This window comes from Actinotalea sp. JY-7876 (assembly GCF_014042015.1).
Taxonomy (GTDB): domain Bacteria; phylum Actinomycetota; class Actinomycetes; order Actinomycetales; family Cellulomonadaceae; genus Actinotalea.
The window spans coordinates 2,400,824-2,417,018 of record NZ_CP059493.1; the positions used below are offsets into that span (position 1 = coordinate 2,400,824).

Consider the following 16,195-nt stretch of genomic DNA (forward strand, 5'->3'; position numbering starts at 1 on the left):
CGGGCACGCCGTCGGACCAGGTCTTGGCTTGGATCGTGGGAATCCTAACGCATAGGGACCTCGGTCCCGGCCGCCGTCCAGCGTTTGTGCAGCGGCTCACAAGGACCGGTCCGGCTCCCCGCCGTCCTCGCCGCCGCGGTCCTCGCGCGCGGCGTCCACGTACGGCACGCGGCCGCGCGTCACGGCCCGGTAGTCCAGGAAGACCGAGCCCAGGACCCCCACCAGCACGACGACGACCAGCACCGTCCGGTCGTAGAACGTCAGGTCGTCGAGCACCGCGAACAGCGCGACGAGGACCACCATCTTGACGAGCCAGGCGCCGAGGATGACCGCGCCCGTGGTGGTGACCGAGGACTGCGTCGTGCGCATCACGCTGACGACCGTGGTGCCGCTGAAGACGAGGGCGACGAGGACGCCGATCAGGGCCCCCCACGCGCCCGCGGCGCCGGCGACGGCGGCGCCGACCGCGATGCCGACCACCGCGAGCACGCCGACCAGCACCAGCATGTCCCGCAGCGCACGCCGCAGGACGGCGCGCACCGGGTCGTCGGCGGAGGGCTGGGGGCCGGGCACGGCGGTCATGGTGCTCCTCGTGAGGGGGTCGTGCGGCGGACCTTGCCGCGCAGCGGGCCCAGGGTCAGGGCGAGCGCGAGCAGGACGCCCGCGCCGAGGGAGATGAGGACGGTCCTGGTGGTCCACACGGCCAGGCCCGCCGCACCGAAGGCGAAGACGGCCGTCCACAGGTACATGATGACGACGGCGCGCCGGTGCGAGTGCCCGAGCTGCAGGAGCCGGTGGTGCAGGTGGAGCCGGTCCGCGTGGAACGGGGAGCGTCCCGCCCCCACCCGGCGGACCACGGCCAGGCCCATGTCGAGCAGGGGCAGCAGCAGCACCGCCACGGGCAGCGCGATCGGCAGGAAGGCCGGGATCGCCTGGCGGTCGGAGACCACGCCCGGGTCGATCTTCCCGGTCACGACGATGGCCGCGGCCGCGATCGTCAGGCCGATGAGCATCGAGCCGGAGTCGCCCATGAAGATGCGCGCGGGATGGAAGTTGTGCGGCAGGAACCCGACGCACACGCCCACCAGGACCGCCACCACCAGGCTCGCGAGGTTCGAGTAGTCGTCCGCGCTGATGTCGCGGGTCAGCAGGTAGGTGTAGGCGAAGAAGCCGGCCCCGCCGATCGCGATGAGCCCCGCCGCGAGCCCGTCGAGGCCGTCGACGAAGTTCACGGCGTTGATCGCGACCACGACCACGAGGATGGTCACGGCGAGCGAGAGGTAGCTCGACCCGATCGTCCGGCCACCGATCGGCAGGGAGTACAGCTGGACCCCGCCCTGCCAGGCCATGAAGCCGGCGGCGAGCACCTGCCCCGCGAGCTTCGTCATCCAGTCGAGGTCCCAGATGTCGTCCGCCATGCCGAGCAGGCAGACCAGGGTGGCCCCGCCGAGGATCGCCCAGGCCTGGTGGGAGTCCTCGAAGACGCGCGCGAGGAACGGCATGCGCGAGGCGAGGAGCAGCGCCACCGCCATGCCGAGGAGCATCGCGAGCCCGCCCATGCGGGGCGTCGGCGTCGCGTGCACGTCGCGGTCACGCACGGCCGTGATGGCGCCCGAGCGCAGCGCCACCCACCGGGCGAGCGGCGTCGTCAGGTACGTCACGGCGGCCGCCACGAGCATGACGAGCAGGTAGACCCTCACGCGGCGGGACCCGCCTCCGGGCCGGCGACGTCGGCCACCTCCCGCAGCGCGTCGAGCGGGACCGCCCCGGGCCGCACGACGCGCAGTGGTCCCGTCGCGTCGACGATCGTCGAGGCGACGCCCCCGGGCGCGACGCCGCCGTCGAGGTACACCCCGACCGCGTCGCCGAGCTGCTCGAGCGCGTCCTGGGCGGTGGTGGCCGCCGGGTGCCCGGTCCGGTTGGCGCTCGAGACCGCCAGCGGGCCCGTCCGGCGCAGCAGCGCGAGGGCCGCCGGGTGGTCGGGCATGCGGACGGCCACGGTGCCCCGGGTCTCCCCCAGGTCCCACGCGAGCGAGGGCTGCGCGCGGCAGATCACCGTCAGACCGCCCGGCCAGAACGCCGCGACGAGCGCCCGCACGTCGTCGCTCACGTCGGCGCACAGGCCGTCGATCGTGCGTACGTCCGGCACCAGCACGGGCGGCGGCATCTGCCGGCCCCGGCCCTTGGCGGCGAGCAGCGCGGCGACCGCGGGCGGCGAGAACGCGTCCGCCCCGATGCCGTAGACGGTGTCGGTCGGCAGGACGACCAGGCCGCCGCGCGTGACGACGTGGACCGCCTCGTCGACCGACGGGCCCCACGTCGCGGGGTCGGTGCAGTCCAGGACAGCGCTCACGGCCGTGAGTCTCCCACGTCGCCCGGCGCGCCCGCGGTGCCGCGGCGCGTCGCGACGACCATCCGGTCCCGGCCGGCGAGGTCCGGCAGGGTCCGCACGTCGGCGAACCGCTCCCCTGCGGCGACGACGGCCCGCGCCGCGTCCGCCTGGACCTCCGCGTGCTCCATGACCAGGATCCCGCCGGGCCGCAGGAGCCGGGCGGCGGCGGCCACCACGCCGCGCGGCACCTCCAGGCCGTCCCGCCCGAGCCCGTAGAGGGCGACGCCGGGGTCGTGGTCGCGCACCTCGGGGTCGAGCGGCACCGCGTCGGGCGGGATGTACGGCGGGTTGGAGACGACGACGTCGAGCGTGCCGTCGAGCTCGCGCAGCGCGGTCCGCGCGTCGCCGCGCACCAGCCGCACGCGCGCACCCGCCGCGAGGGCGGCGACGTTGCGCTGCGCCCACGCGTGGGCGGCGGCGTCGAGCTCCACCGCGTGGACCTCGGCGCCGGGCACCTCGTCGGCCACCGCGAGCGCGAGGGCGCCGGAGCCGGTGCACAGGTCGGCGACCAGGGCGCTCCCCCGCGCCGCGACGGCCGCCGCGGCCGCGTCGACCGCGACCTGGGCGACCTGCTCGGTCTCGGGGCGCGGCACGAACACCCCGGGCCCGACGGCGAGCTCGAGGCGCCGGAACGGCGCCCGGCCCGTCAGGTGCTGCAGCGGGACGCGCGCGGCGCGGCGCGCGACGAGCTCGGTCAGGCCGGCGGGCGCCGGGCGGCCGAGGACCGCCGCGGCGAGGACCTCGCCGCGGCCGGTGCCGAGCAGGTGGGCGGCGAGGAGCTCGACGTCCGTGCGCGCCGAGGCGATGCCGGCGTCGCGCAGCACGCGCTCCCCGCGGCGCAGGGCGTCCGCGAGCGGCACGGCGGCCGGGACGTCGACCGAGCCGCTCACGCCTGGCCGCCCGCCGCCGCCAGCCGGGCCGCCTCGTCGGCCTCGATCGCCGAGCGCACGACCGGGTCGAGGTCGCCGTCGAGCACCTGGTCGAGGTTGTACGCCTTGTAGCCGGTGCGGTGGTCGGCGATCCGGTTCTCCGGGAAGTTGTACGTCCGGATCCGCTCGGAGCGGTCGACCGTGCGGACCTGGGAGCGCCGGGCCTGGGACGCGGCCGCGGCCGCCTCCTCCTGCCGCGCCGCGAGCAGGCGCGCGCGCAGGATGCGCAGCGCCTGCTCCTTGTTCTGGAGCTGGGACTTCTCGTTCTGGCACGAGACGACCAGGCCGGTGGGCAGGTGCGTGATGCGCACGGCCGAGTCGGTGGTGTTGACCGACTGCCCGCCGGGGCCCGACGAGCGGTAGACGTCGATCCGCAGGTCGTTCGGGTCGATCGCGACCTCGCCGGCGTCCTCGACCTCGGGCAGGGCGACGACGCCCGCGGCGGAGGTGTGGATGCGGCCCTGCGACTCGGTGACCGGCACGCGCTGCACCCGGTGGACGCCGCCCTCGTACTTCAGGTGGGCCCACACGCCGTCCTGGGGAGCCACGGCGCCGCGCGCCTTGACCGCGAGCGTCACGTCCTTGTAGCCGCCGAGGTCGGACTGCGTCGCGTCGAGCACCTGCGTGGCCCAGCCGCGCCGCTCGGCGTACCGCACGTACATGCGCAGCAGGTCGCCGGCGAAGAGCGCCGACTCCTCGCCGCCCTCCCCCGCCTTGATCTCGAGGATCACGTCGCGCGCGTCGTCGGGGTCGCGCGGGACGAGCACCCGCCGCAGCACGGCGGCGGCCTCGTCGGCCACCTCGCGCAGCGCCGGCAGCTCCGCCGCGAAGGCGTCGTCGTCCGGCGCGAGCTCGGCGGCGGCCGCGGCGTCGCCGTCGGCCTGCTCCCACGCGCGGTAGGCCGCGACGACGCGGCCCAGCTCGGCGTAGCGGCGGCCGAGCGACCGGGCCCGGCCGGCGTCGGCGTGGACCGAGGGGTCGGCGAGCTGCGCCTCGATCTGGGCGTGCTCGGCGAGCAGCGGGGCGACGGCGTCGGTGGTCTCGCTCATCGTCGGCTCCGGACGGTGGGTGGGTGGCAGGGCGGGCACGACGACGCCGGCGGTCCCACCGCGTCCGGCGTGCCATGGAGGGCGCGTCCGGGCGGGGGTCCGCCGGCGTCGAGGGTGCTACTTGGCGGCGTCGGCCTTCTTGCCGTACCGCGCCTCGAACCGGGCCACGCGGCCACCGGTGTCGAGGATCTTCTGCTTGCCCGTGTAGAACGGGTGGCACGCGCTGCAGACGTCGGCGTGGATCTCGCCGGCCTTCGCCGTGCTGCGCGTCGTGAACGTGTTGCCGCAGGTGCAGGTCACCGAGGTGGTGACGTACTCCGGGTGGATGTCCTTCTTCACGGGCTTCTCCTCATCAGATGGCCGCCGGGTCGTGCGCGGGACCGCGCACGTGAACCGGAACCGGTGGAACAGTCTGCCAGAACGCCGGGGACGGTCCGAATCTTCCCTCCCCGGCGCCGGGCCACCTCACTCGTCCCGGTGGCCCGGGGCGCTGGGCGTGGTCTTCTGGACCTGGAGCAGGAACTCCACGTTGCTGTGCGTCTCGCGCAGCTTGCCGAGCAGCAGCTCGATCGCCTGCTGCTGGTCGAGCGCGCTCATCACGCGCCGCAGCTTCCAGCTGATCTTCAGCTCGTCGGCCGGGATGAGGATCTCCTCGCGGCGCGTGCCCGAGGCGTCCACGTCCACGGCCGGGAAGATCCGCTTGTCCGCGAGCGCCCGGGAGAGCTTGAGCTCCATGTTCCCGGTGCCCTTGAACTCCTCGAAGATGACCTCGTCGGCCTTGGACCCGGTCTCGACGAGCGCCGTGGCCAGGATCGTCAGCGAGCCGCCGTTCTCGATGTTGCGGGCCGCGCCGAAGAACCGCTTCGGCGGGTACAGCGCGCTCGAGTCGACGCCGCCGGACAGGATCCGGCCGGACGCCGGTGCGGCGATGTTGTACGCACGGCCCAGGCGGGTGATCGAGTCGAGGAGCACGACGACGTCCTGCCCCAGCTCGACGAGCCGCTTGGCGCGCTCGATCGCGAGCTCCGCGACGGTGGTGTGGTCGTCGGCCGGCCGGTCGAAGGTCGAGGCGATGACCTCTCCCTTGACCGTGCGCTGCATGTCCGTGACCTCCTCGGGGCGCTCGTCGACGAGCACGACCATGAGGTGGACCTCGGGGTTGTTCGTGGTGATCGCGTTGGCGATCGCCTGCAGCACCAGCGTCTTGCCCGCCTTGGGCGGCGAGACGATCAGGCCGCGCTGCCCCTTGCCGATGGGCGCGACCAGGTCGATGACGCGGGTCGTCAGGAGGTTCGGCGCGGTCTCCAGGCGCAGGCGCTCCTGCGGGTACAGCGGCGTGAGCTTGCCGAAGTCGGGCCGGGCGCGCGACTCCTCGGGCGACATGCCGTTGATCGAGTCGAGCCGGACGAGCGCGTTGACCTTGGAGTTGCGGCCCTGCGGGAGCGGCTCGCCGTCGCGCGGCTGGCGCACGGCGCCGACGATCGCGTCGCCCTTGCGCATGCCGTACTTCTTCACCTGGTTGGTGGAGACGTAGACGTCGTTGTCGCCCGGCAGGTAGCCGGAGGTCCGCACGAAGGCGTAGTTGTCCTTGATGTCGAGGATGCCCGCGACGGGCAGCAGCACGTCGTCGTCGCTGACCTCGACCTCGTCGTAGCCCGCGAGCTCGCCGCCGCCCCGGCCCGGGCGCCGCTTGGTGGTGCGGTCCCGGTCGCGGTAGCGACCCCGACGACGCCGGCCGCCGGGCTCGTCGTCCTCGAACACCTCGGGGCGGCCCTGGGCGGGTGCCTGGCGCTGCTGGCGCTGCGGTTCCGTGCGCTGCTGGTCACCGCGCTGCTGGTCGCCGCGCTGCTGGTCACGCTGCTCGGTCCGCTGGTCGCCGCGCGGGGACTCGGCGCGCTGGTCGCGCTGGCCGGCCTGGGGGTCGTGCTGCTCGCGCGGCGCGCCCTCGGCGTCGACCGGGGCGCCCTCGCCCCGGCCCGCGCGCCGCGTCCGGCGACCCTCGATGGTCACGGCACGCGCCGCGGCGGCCGCGCGGGCGGCGCGCTCGTCGGGCGACTCGTCGGAGCCGCGCTCGCGCGTCCGGCCCCGGCGCGGCTCGCCCGTCTCGTCCCGGACGGGCAGGTCCAGCTCCAGGTCCAGCGCCACGGCGGGGCGCTCGCCGCGGCGTGCCCGCGGCTCGGTCGCCGTCCGCTCGGCGGCCCGACGGGCGGGACGCTCCGGGGCCGTTGCCTCGTCGGCGATCCGGGGCTCGGTCACGGCGGCCGCGGCGGCCGGCGCGTCGTCGGCGCGGGCCGCGGCCGCGCGGCGGCGCGGCTCGGCGGCCGGCGCGTCGTCGGCGCGGGCCGCGGCCGCGCGGCGGCGCGGCTCGGCGGCCGGCGCCTCGTCGGCCGCGGCGCGCTCGCGCGCCTGGGCGCCCCCGGAGCGGTGCTCACGGATGGCGCTGACCAGGTCGCTCTTGCGCATGGCGGACGTGCGGGGGACGCCCAGCTCGGCGGCGAGCGCCTGGAGCTCGGGCAGCCGCAGCGTCGACAGCGCGGCGCCCCGGCTCGTGCTGCGCGGGGCGGTGGCCGTCCCGTTCGCAGCCTCGATGGTCTCTGACACGAAGGATCCTTCCCCCTCGTCGGCGGCCGGCACGGGTGGGGCGGGCCGCGTGGTTGCCCGGGACCGTTGCCCGGGTCGGTTCCGAGCCACGGCGAGGGTGGGCGACGTGACGTCGACCGTGCGGTGGCTTGGTCCCCTCGGGCCGTCGGCTTCTGCGCCTCGCATGCGTGGCGGGGTCCGCTCAGATGCCAGGGGGGATGATCCAGCCTAGCACCGGGCCGGTAGCCCCGTACCGCCGATCCGGTGACCGCGCGTCGCGACCGCGGGGCTCAGACGCGCTCGGCGACAGCACCCTGCGCGACGCCGGCGGCGAGCACGCGCCAGCCCGACGGCGTCGCGCCGTGGCGACCCGGCTCGCCGAGCAGCGCGGAGCGTGCGCGCGCCCCCTCGTCGCCGCGCGTCGCGTCCTCGAGCACCAGCACCGACGGCCCGGCACCGCTGACGACCGCGGCCTGCCCGGCGTCGCGCAGCGCGCGCACGAGCTCCCACGTCCCCGGCATCACGGCCGCCCGGTACTCCTGGTGGAGGCGGTCGACCGTCGCCGGGAGCAGCAGCTCCGGGCGGTGGCACAGCGCCTGCACGAGCAGCGCCGCCCGGCCCGCGGTGAGCGCGGCGTCGGCGTGCGGGACCGTCGCCGGCAGGACGCCGCGAGCCGTCGACGTCGACAGCCGGGTCGGCGGCACCAGGACCACGGGCCGCACCGACGGGTGCAGGGGAAGGCGCGTCGCGTGCGGCCCGTCGGCGGCGGTCCACGCGACGGTCGCCCCGCCGAGGATCGCCGGCGCCGCGTTGTCCGGGTGCCCCTCGAACCGCGAGGCGAGCCGGAACGCGACCGTGTCGCCGAGCGCCTCCGGCTCGGCGATGAGCATGCGTGCCGCGAGCACCCCGGCCACGACCGCCGCGGCGGACGAGCCCATGCCGCGGCCGTGCGGGATGCGGTTGACGCACGTCAGGTGCAGCCCGACCTGCGGTGCGCCGACCTCGTCGAGGGCCGCGCGGATCGCGCGGACCACGAGGTGGTCCTCCCCCGTCGGCAGCTCGCCCGCTCCCTCGCCGCTGACCTCGACGGTGACGTCCGCGCTGCCGAGCGCCCTGACCTCGACCTCGTCGTGGTGCTCCACGGCCAGGCCGAGGGCATCGAAGCCGGGGCCGAGGTTCGCGCTCGTCGCAGGGACGCGCACGCGCACGTGGTCGCTGCCGAGCCGCACGGCTCAGCCCAGCTCGAGGGCGTCGGCGATGGAGACGACGTCGGCCGAGACGCGCACGGGCGTCACCTCGGAGCCGTCCGCCGCGCGCAGCGCCCACTGCGGGTCCTTGAGCCCATGGCCCGTGACCGTCACCGTGATGCGGGCACCCGCCGGCACCAGGCCCCGCTCGGCGCGCGCGAGGAGCCCTGCGACGCCGGCGGCCGACGCCGGCTCGACGAACACCCCGGCCCGCGTGGACAGCAGCCGGTGGGCGGCGAGGATCTGCTCGTCGGTCACGGACTCGATCACCCCGCCCGACTCGTCGCGGGCCGCCACGGCCTGCTCCCACGACGCCGGGTTGCCGATGCGGATGGCCGTCGCGATGGTCTCCGGCTCGGTGACCGGGTGGCCCAGCACGATCGGTGCGGCGCCGGCGGCCTGGAAGCCCCACATCGCCGGCGTGCGGCTCGCGGGACCGTCCGCGGCGTACTCGGTGAAGCCCTTCCAGTACGCCGTGATGTTGCCGGCGTTGCCGACCGGGAGCACGTGGATGTCGGGAGCGTCGCCGAGCGAGTCGACGATCTCGAACGCGCCGGTCTTCTGACCCTGGATCCGGTCGGGGTTGACCGAGTTCACGAGCTCGACCGGGTACGCCTCGGCGAGCTTGCGGGCGGCGACGAGGCAGTCGTCGAAGTTGCCGTCGACCTGCAGCAGGCGCGCGCCGTGCGCGATGGCCTGGCTGAGCTTGCCCATCGCGATCTTGCCGTCGGGCACGAGCACGGCGCAGGTCATGCCGGCGACGGCGGCGTAGGCCGCCGCGGACGCCGACGTGTTGCCGGTCGACGCGCACACCACGGCGCGGGCACCGCGCCCGGCGGCCGCCGACATGGCCGTGGTCATGCCCCGGTCCTTGAAGGAGCCGGTCGGGTTCATGCCCTCGACCTTGAGGTGCACCTCGGCGCCGACGAGCTCGCCGATCGCGGGCGCCGGCACGAGCGGGGTGCCGCCCTCGCGCAGCGTGACGACGCGCTCGGTGAGGTGGGACGGGAGACGGTCGGCGTACTCGGCGATGACGCCTCGCCACTGGTGGGCCACTCAGGCTCCTTCGACGCGCAGCACGGACAGGACGGTCAGGACGGCGGGCAGGCCCGCGATGTCGGCGACGGTGGCCGACAGCGCGGCCTCGCTCGCCTCGTGGGTCATGACGAGCAGCTCGGCCTGCTCCTCGCCGACGGGCGCGGGTCCCTGCCGGACGGTCTCGATGGAGACGCCGTGGCCCGCGAACACCTGGGCGACCTGGGCGAGGACGCCCGGCCGGTCCGCCACGCGCAGGTGGACCTGGTAGCGCGTGCGGGCGTGCGCGACGTCGTGGACCGGCAGGTCCGCGTACCGCGACTCGACCGGGCCGCGGCCGCCCAGCACGCGGTGGCGCGCCACCGTGACGACGTCGCCCAGGACGGCGCTCGCGGTCGGCGCGCCGCCCGCGCCGCGGCCGTAGAACATCAGCTCGCCGGCGGCCTCGGCCTCGACGAACACCGCGTTGAAGCCGCCGTGGACGCCCGCGAGCGGGTGGTCCACCGGCACGAGCGCGGGGTGGACCCGCGCGACGACGCCCGGGACGCCGTCGGCGCTCACGCGCTCCGCGATCGCGAGCAGCTTGATGACGTGGCCGGTCCGCTGCGCCCAGGCGACGTCCTCGGCCGTGACGGCGAGGATGCCCTCGCGGTGGACGTCGTCGACGCCGACGCGGGTGTGGAAGGCGAGGGAGGCGAGGATCGCGGCCTTCGCCGCCGCGTCGTACCCCTCGACGTCGGCCGTCGGGTCCGCCTCCGCGTAGCCGAGGTCCTGGGCCTGCTTCACGGCCTGGTCGAGGTCGAGGCCCGTCGTCGTCATCTGGTCGAGCACGTAGTTCGTGGTGCCGTTGACGATGCCGAGCACGCGCGTGACGCGGTCCCCGGCGAGCGACTCGCGCACGGGGCGGACCAGCGGGATGGCCCCGGCGACGGCGGCCTCGAAGTAGAGGTCGGCACCGGCGGCGTCGGCGGCCGCGTAGAGGGTGGGCCCGTCCTGGCCGAGCAGGGCCTTGTTGGCCGTGACGACCCCGGCACCGTGCTCGATCGCGCGCAGCAGCAGGCCGCGCGCGGGCTCGATCCCGCCCATCACCTCGACGACGACGTCGGCCCGGGTCACGAGCTCGGCCGCGTCGGTGGTCAGGAGCGCGGGGTCGACCACGGGGTCCCGGGGCGCCGAGGCGTCACGCACCGCCACGCCCACGAGCTCGAGCCGGGCACCGACACGTGCGGCGAGCTCGTCGCCCTGCGTGAGCAGGAGCCGGGCCACCTCCGTGCCCACCACGCCGCAGCCGAGCAGGGCGACGCGCACCGCGCCGTCGGGGACTGCCACCGGGGCCACCTCTCCTCGTTCCGCGCGACACGTGCCGCCGGGCGCTGCCCAGGATAGGGGCGGCCACCGGCGGCGGGACGCCGCGACCCGTCCGTGGACGTCGACCTCAGCCCACGTCCAGGGCGAGCAGGTCGTCCTCGGTCTCGCGGCGCACGATCACGCGCGCCACGCCGTCACGCACCGCGACGACCGGCGGCCGCGGGACGTGGTTGTAGTTCGACGCCATCGAGCGTCCGTACGCGCCCGTGGCGGGGACCGCCAGCAGGTCGCCGCGCGCGACGTCGGCCGGGAGGGCGACGTCGCGCACGACGATGTCGCCGCTCTCGCAGTGCTTGCCCACCACGCGGGCGGGCACCGTCGCGGCGTCGGCGGGACGCGAGACGACGGCGGCCGTGTAGCTCGCCCCGTACAGGGCGGGCCGCAGGTTGTCGCTCATCCCGCCGTCCACCGAGACGTACGTCCGGACGAGGTCCTCGTCGCCACCCACCGTCACGGGCTTGACGGTGCCGACCGTGTAGAGCGTCAGCGCCGTCGGCCCGACGACGGCCCGCCCGGGCTCGATGGAGATCCGGGGGACGGCCGTGCCGAGCCGGGCGCAGGCGTCGGCGACCGCCGCGGCCGTGTCCTTGGCGACGCGGTCGGGGTCCAGCGGGACCTCACCGGGCAGGTACGCGATCCCGAAGCCGCCGCCGAGGTCCACCTCGGGCACCAGGTGGTCCGTGAGCGCGGCCAGCTCGGCGCGCAGCTCCATGACGCGCCGCGCCGCCGCCTCGAAGCCGGACGGGTCGAGGATCTGCGAGCCGATGTGCGAGTGGATGCCCAGCAGCTCGAGCTCGGGCCGGGCCAGGACGGCCCGCAGCGCGGCGAGCGCCTGCCCGCCCGTCACCGACAGGCCGAACTTCTGGTCCTCGTGCGCGGTGGAGATGTACTCGTGCCCGCCGGCGTGCACGCCCGTGGTCACGCGCACCATGACCGGCGCCCGGACGCCGGCGCGCGCGGCGGCGTCCGCCACGCGGCCCACCTCGCCGAGGGAGTCGAGGACGATCCGGCCGACGCCGGCCGCGAGCGCGCGCTCGAGCTCCGCGTCGGACTTGTTGTTGCCGTGCAGCCCGATGTCGACGCCCGGGACGCCCGCACGCAGGGCGACCGCCAGCTCGCCGCCCGTCGCGGTGTCGATGCGGAGCCCCTCCTCGTGCGCCCACCGCGCGACGGCGACGCTGAGGAAGGCCTTACCCGCGTAGTAGACGTCGACGCCGACGCCGAGCGGCGCGAACGCGGCCTCGAACGCCGTCCGGAAGCGGCGCGCGCGGCTCCGGAAGTCCGCCTCGTCGAGCACGTAGGCGGGCGTGCCGTGCTCGGCCGCGAGCGCGCGCAGGTCCACTCCCCCCACGCTCACCGCGCCGTCCGGCCCCACCGCGGCCGACGCCGGCCAGACGGCCGGGTCCAGCGTCGGCGGGACCAGGTGGCCGGTCGAGCTCACATCCGCTCCGGCGCGCTGACCCCGAGCAGGCCGAGGCCGTTGGCGAGGACCTGCCGGGTCGCGTCGTTGAGCCACAGGCGCGTGCGGTGGACGTCGCTGACCGCCTCGTCGCCGAACGGCGTGACGCGCCGCTGGTCGTACCACTTGTGGTACGCCCCGGCGACCTCCTCGAGGTGCCGGGCGACGCGGTGCGGCTCGCGCAGCTCGGCGGCCTGGGCCACCACGCGCGGGAACTCGCCCAGCTTGGCCAGCAGCGTCGACTCGCTGACGTGGTCGAGCAGCGAGGGGTCGAAGCCGTCCTCGCGACGCACGCCGAGGTCCGCCGCGTTGCGCGCGACGTTCGCCGTGCGGGCGTGGGCGTACTGGACGTAGAAGACCGGGTTGTCGTTCGTCGACCGGCTGAGCAGGTCGAGGTCCAGGTCGATCGACTGGTCCGTCGAGGAGCGCGCCAGCGCGTAGCGCGCGGCGTCCACGCCGACGGCGCCCACGAGGTCGTCGATCGTCACGATCGTGCCCGCGCGCTTGCTCATGCGCAGCGGCTCGCCGTCGCGCAGCAGGTTCACCATCTGCCCGATGAGGATCTCGAGGTTCACGCCCGGGGTGTCCCCGAACGCGGCGCACATCGCCATCATGCGGCCGATGTAGCCGTGGTGGTCGGCGCCGAGCATGATCACGACGCGGTCGAAGCCCCGCTCGCGCTTGTCGAGGTAGTAGGCCAGGTCACCGGCGATGTACGCGGGCATGCCGTCCGACCGGACGATGACGCGGTCCCGGTCGTCGCCGAACTCCGTGGTGCGCAGCCACACGGCGCCGTCGGCCTCGTAGACGTGGCCGAGGTCGCGCAGGCGCGTGATCGCCCTCTCGACCGCGCCCGAGCGGTGCAGGGAGTCCTCGTGGAAGTAGACGTCGAAGTCGACGCGGAAGTCGTGCAGCGCCTGCTTGATCTCGCCGAACATCAGCTCGACGCCCCGGGCCCGGAACGCCTCCTGGGCCGCGTCGTCGGGCAGGGACAGCGGGTCCGGCTCGCCCGCCGCGGCGGCGTCGGCGATCACCCGGTCCGCGATGTCGGCGATGTACTGGCCGCCGTAGCCGTCCTCGGGCGCCTCCAGGCCCCGGGCGCGCGCCAGCAGCGACCGCGCGAACCTGTCGATCTGGGCACCGTGGTCGTTGAAGTAGTACTCGCGCGCCACCTCGGCACCGCTGGCCTGGAGCATGCGGGCCAGCGAGTCGCCGACCGCCGCCCAGCGCACCCCGCCGATGTGCAGCGGCCCGGTCGGGTTGGCCGAGACGAACTCGAGGTTGATCCGCTCGCCCGCCAGCACCTGCGAGCGGCCGAAGGCCTCCCCGGCCTCCACCACCGTGCGGGCGAGCTCGCCCGCCGCGGCCGTGTCGAGGGTGATGTTGAGGAAGCCGGGACCGGCGATCTCGACCTGCGCCACCCCTGGCGCCTCCGCGAGCCGCGCCGCCAGCACCTCGGCGAACGCGCGCGGCGCCATGCCGGCCTTCTTGGCGAGCTGCAGCGCCACGTTGGTCGCCCAGTCCCCGTGCTCGCGGGAGCGGGGTCGCTCCACCGTGATCGTCGCCGGCACGGCGTCGGCGGGCAGCGGCAGGGTGCCGTCGGCGACGGCGGACAGCAGGACGGCGCGCAGCGCCTCGGACAGCTCGGCGGGGGTCACGGTCCCAGGGTATCGAGACCGGCCGGTCGGCCCTGCGCCGTGTCCGGCCCGCCGCCGCGAGGGCCCCACGCGTCCTCGAGCATCCCGGGGCGGCACGCCACGGCCCCCGCCACCAGCAGCACCGCGCTCGAGACGGCCAGGACGACCGAGGGCAGCTCCCAGCCGCCGCTGGCGCCGTACAGCACGCCGACGAGCAACGGGCCGACGCCGGAGACCGCGTAGCCGACCCCCTGCGTGAACCCGGAGAGCGAGGCGGCGCCGGCGGACGTCCGCGTGCGCAGGTTGATGAGCGTCAGCAGCAGCGGGAACGTGCCGACCCCCAGCCCGAGCCCGATCATCCACGGCAGCGGGTACGCGGGCAGCCACAGCGTCCCGGCCCAGCCGACGACGTACAGCGCGACGAAGGCGACCACGACCGGGTACGGGTTGCGCAGCCGCACGGCCAGCGGCGGTGCGACCAGGGCGGGGACCAGCCCGAGGATCGCCACGAGCGCGAGCCAGCGTCCCGCGGCCGCGGGGTCGTGACCGGCGTCGACGAGCCGCGCCGGGAGCCAGGCGAACACCACGTACGAGTTGAGCGAGTTCATCGCGAACGCGCCCGCGAGGCCCCACGCGAGCGGCACGCGCCACACCCGACCGGCATTGCGGTGGCGCGAGTCGAGCCGCGGCGTGGCCGACGGCGCGCGGCGCAGCACCTCGCGCAGGTGTGTCCGGGCCGCCGCGGAGCGCGCGATGACGACCAGCCACGGCACGACGGCCACGAGCCCGACGACCGCCCACGAAGCCAGCGACGCGCGCCAGCCGAGCCGGGCCGCGGCGGGCACGGCGAGCAGCGGCGGCAGCGCGGCGCTGAACGCCATGGCGACCGAGTACGCCGCGGTCACGGGCCCGATGCGGTCGGGGAAGTACCGCTTGACCAGGGGCGGCAGCAGGACGTTGCCCATGCCCATGCCCGCGAGGGCGATGAGCGACCACGCGACGAACGCGGGCGGCGTCGTCACGGTCGACCGGACGACCTCCCCCACGGCCGAGAGCACCATCGCCGCCACGAGGAGCGGCTCGAGGCCGACCCTGCGGGCGAGCGCCGGGGTGATCGAGCCGAACAGGGCGAACGAGGCGACGGGGACCGTCCCCAGCACGCCGGCCTGGGCCGCCGTGAGCCCGAGGTCCCCCTCGAGCCGGTCGAGGATCGGCGAGACCGAGGCGATCGCGATCCGCAGGTTGAGCGCGACGACGAGGATGCCCACCAGGACGAGGAGGCGCCCTCGCCACGGGTGCGGGGCGGCCGCGCCGGGACGCTGCCCGGCGTTCGGCTCGGGTGGTGCGGGCATGCCTGCCTGTCGCTCGTGGTGGGGTCGGCGCGACTGTACGGCAGGGGGCGACGTGCGCTCGACCCGTCCGGCGGTGTTGACTGCCCCACACCACCCCTACGTCCGGAGCCGGGATGACGCGCCGCACCAACCTCATCGACCTCGCGGTCGGGCGACTGCGCCAGCAGATCACGTCCGGCACCTGGGAGGTCGGCTCGCGCATCCCCGCGGAGCCCGAGCTCACCGAGCTGATCGGCGTCGGCCGCAACACGGTCCGCGAGGCCGTGCAGTCCCTCGTCCACGCGGGCATGCTCGAGCGCCGGCAGGGATCGGGCACCTACGTCCTGTCGAACTCCGAGCTGGGCAACGCGATGGGTCGCCAGATCGCCGGTGCCCACCAGCGCGACGTCCTGGAGGTCCGGCGCAGCCTCGAGGTCGAGGCGGCGCGGCTGGCGGCGCTCCGCCGGACCGACGAGCAGGTCGCCGAGCTGCGCGCGCTGCGCGACAGCCGCCGCGAGGCGTTCGAGAGCGGCGAGCTCGACCGGATGGTCGAGGCCGACCTGGCGCTGCACCGCACCATCGCCGTGGCCTCGCACAACCCGGTTCTCCTGGCGCTGTACGAGAACCTCCAGGACGCGATCGGCGAGAACATCCGCTTCAACTTCGAGCACCCGGTGCACGACGACGACTCGCACCACGTGCTCGTCGAGGCCGTGGCGGCCGCCGACCCCGAGGCGGCGATGCGTGAGATCGACCGCTACCTGTCCGAGCTCATCGGCGAGGAGCTGCGGCCGGCGGAGACGGGTGGGGGCAGCCCCGAAGGGCTCTTCGCCCCCGGCGAGCGCCTGAACGCCCCCGACGCCGAGCGCCCCGCCTGACCGGACGGGCGGCGGCACCGCGCACGCCCCGGCGGCTGGTAATGTTTCGCACCGCCCCGCCCGCGTAGCTCAGGGGATAGAGCGTCTGCCTCCGGAGCAGAAGGCCGCAGGTTCGATTCCTGCCGCGGGCACCGATCAGAGCCCCGGTCCACCCATGGTGGCCGGGGCTTCGTCGTCCCCGCATCGACCCAGTTCAGACGGCCCGCCAGGTGTCCCGTCGCCGTTCGAGCGTGGCCGGCCTGCGGCGCCGTCGAGGAGCACCGGCTGTGCGGAGGCGCTCACCGCTGACA

The 16,195-nt window shown here is 75.6% G+C and carries 14 protein-coding genes and 1 tRNA gene; 2 read left to right on the plus strand and 13 right to left on the minus strand.

Annotated features, from left to right (window positions below; genetic code table 11):
- Nucleotides 1-96: 96 nt before the first annotated feature.
- From H2O74_RS11175 to H2O74_RS11230, 13 genes are all read right to left on the minus strand, one after another.
- Entirely contained in the window at nt 97-582 is a 486-nt protein-coding gene (locus H2O74_RS11175; RefSeq protein ID WP_182111653.1) for a hypothetical protein, read from the minus strand.
- Nucleotides 579-1,700 (minus strand): MraY family glycosyltransferase, encoded by a 1,122-nt coding sequence (locus tag H2O74_RS11180; protein ID WP_182111654.1) that lies wholly within the window; start codon nt 1,698-1,700, stop codon nt 579-581. The genes H2O74_RS11175 and H2O74_RS11180 overlap by 4 nt, the downstream gene beginning before the upstream one ends.
- Nucleotides 1,697-2,353: an L-threonylcarbamoyladenylate synthase gene (locus tag H2O74_RS11185; RefSeq protein WP_182111655.1), complete on the minus strand. Its 657-nt coding sequence runs from the start codon at nt 2,351-2,353 to the stop codon at nt 1,697-1,699. The genes H2O74_RS11180 and H2O74_RS11185 overlap by 4 nt, the downstream gene beginning before the upstream one ends.
- Nucleotides 2,350-3,282 (minus strand): peptide chain release factor N(5)-glutamine methyltransferase, encoded by a 933-nt coding sequence (gene prmC, locus H2O74_RS16485; RefSeq protein WP_370525734.1) that lies wholly within the window; start codon nt 3,280-3,282, stop codon nt 2,350-2,352. The genes H2O74_RS11185 and prmC overlap by 4 nt, the downstream gene beginning before the upstream one ends.
- On the minus strand, nt 3,279-4,370 hold the full coding sequence (gene prfA / locus H2O74_RS16490) for a peptide chain release factor 1 (protein WP_220457955.1): 1,092 nt from the start codon (nt 4,368-4,370) through the stop codon (nt 3,279-3,281). The genes prmC and prfA overlap by 4 nt, the downstream gene beginning before the upstream one ends.
- A gap of 117 nt (nt 4,371-4,487) precedes the next feature.
- On the minus strand, nt 4,488-4,709 hold the full coding sequence (rpmE, locus tag H2O74_RS11195) for a 50S ribosomal protein L31 (RefSeq protein WP_182111656.1): 222 nt from the start codon (nt 4,707-4,709) through the stop codon (nt 4,488-4,490).
- 126 nt (nt 4,710-4,835) lie between these two features.
- The gene (gene rho, locus H2O74_RS11200; RefSeq protein ID WP_255491577.1) at nt 4,836-6,971 is read right to left on the minus strand and encodes a transcription termination factor Rho; all 2,136 of its coding nucleotides are present in this window, start codon (nt 6,969-6,971) and stop codon (nt 4,836-4,838) included.
- A 269-nt stretch (nt 6,972-7,240) separates the two neighbouring features.
- Nucleotides 7,241-8,179 carry a homoserine kinase gene (thrB, locus tag H2O74_RS11205; protein WP_182111658.1) on the minus strand — a complete coding sequence of 313 codons (939 nt, stop codon included), beginning with the start codon at nt 8,177-8,179 and terminating at the stop codon, nt 7,241-7,243.
- 3 nt (nt 8,180-8,182) lie between these two features.
- Complete coding sequence (gene thrC / locus H2O74_RS11210) at nt 8,183-9,253, minus strand: threonine synthase (protein ID WP_182111659.1); 1,071 nt, start codon at nt 9,251-9,253, stop codon at nt 8,183-8,185.
- Nucleotides 9,254-10,561, minus strand: a complete 1,308-nt coding sequence (locus H2O74_RS11215) for a homoserine dehydrogenase (protein WP_182111660.1) — start codon at nt 10,559-10,561, stop codon at nt 9,254-9,256.
- A gap of 106 nt (nt 10,562-10,667) precedes the next feature.
- Nucleotides 10,668-12,041 (minus strand): diaminopimelate decarboxylase, encoded by a 1,374-nt coding sequence (gene lysA, locus H2O74_RS11220; RefSeq protein ID WP_182111661.1) that lies wholly within the window; start codon nt 12,039-12,041, stop codon nt 10,668-10,670.
- Entirely contained in the window at nt 12,038-13,717 is a 1,680-nt protein-coding gene (gene argS / locus H2O74_RS11225) for an arginine--tRNA ligase (protein ID WP_182111662.1), read from the minus strand. Before argS ends, lysA begins: the two co-directional genes overlap by 4 nt.
- The gene (locus H2O74_RS11230) at nt 13,714-15,048 is read right to left on the minus strand and encodes an MFS transporter (protein WP_182111663.1); all 1,335 of its coding nucleotides are present in this window, start codon (nt 15,046-15,048) and stop codon (nt 13,714-13,716) included. The genes argS and H2O74_RS11230 overlap by 4 nt, the downstream gene beginning before the upstream one ends.
- A gap of 113 nt (nt 15,049-15,161) precedes the next feature.
- Here H2O74_RS11230 and H2O74_RS11235 point away from each other — a divergent pair, with 113 nt between their 5' ends.
- Both H2O74_RS11235 and H2O74_RS11240 read left to right on the plus strand, forming a co-directional pair.
- On the plus strand, nt 15,162-15,905 hold the full coding sequence (locus tag H2O74_RS11235) for a FadR/GntR family transcriptional regulator (RefSeq protein ID WP_182111664.1): 744 nt from the start codon (nt 15,162-15,164) through the stop codon (nt 15,903-15,905).
- Between the two features lie 58 nt (nt 15,906-15,963).
- Nucleotides 15,964-16,036 (plus strand) — tRNA-Arg (locus tag H2O74_RS11240).
- Nucleotides 16,037-16,195 lie beyond the last annotated feature (159 nt).

Coding starts and splice junctions, on each gene's coding strand:
- H2O74_RS11235 (WP_182111664.1), top strand. CDS start 15,162: ATGACGCGCCGCACCAACCTCATCGACCTCGCGGTCGGGCGACTGCGC.
- H2O74_RS11230 (WP_182111663.1), bottom strand. CDS start 15,048: ATGCCCGCACCACCCGAGCCGAACGCCGGGCAGCGTCCCGGCGCGGCC.
- prfA (WP_220457955.1), bottom strand. CDS start 4,370: ATGAGCGAGACCACCGACGCCGTCGCCCCGCTGCTCGCCGAGCACGCC.
- H2O74_RS11175 (WP_182111653.1), bottom strand. CDS start 582: ATGACCGCCGTGCCCGGCCCCCAGCCCTCCGCCGACGACCCGGTGCGC.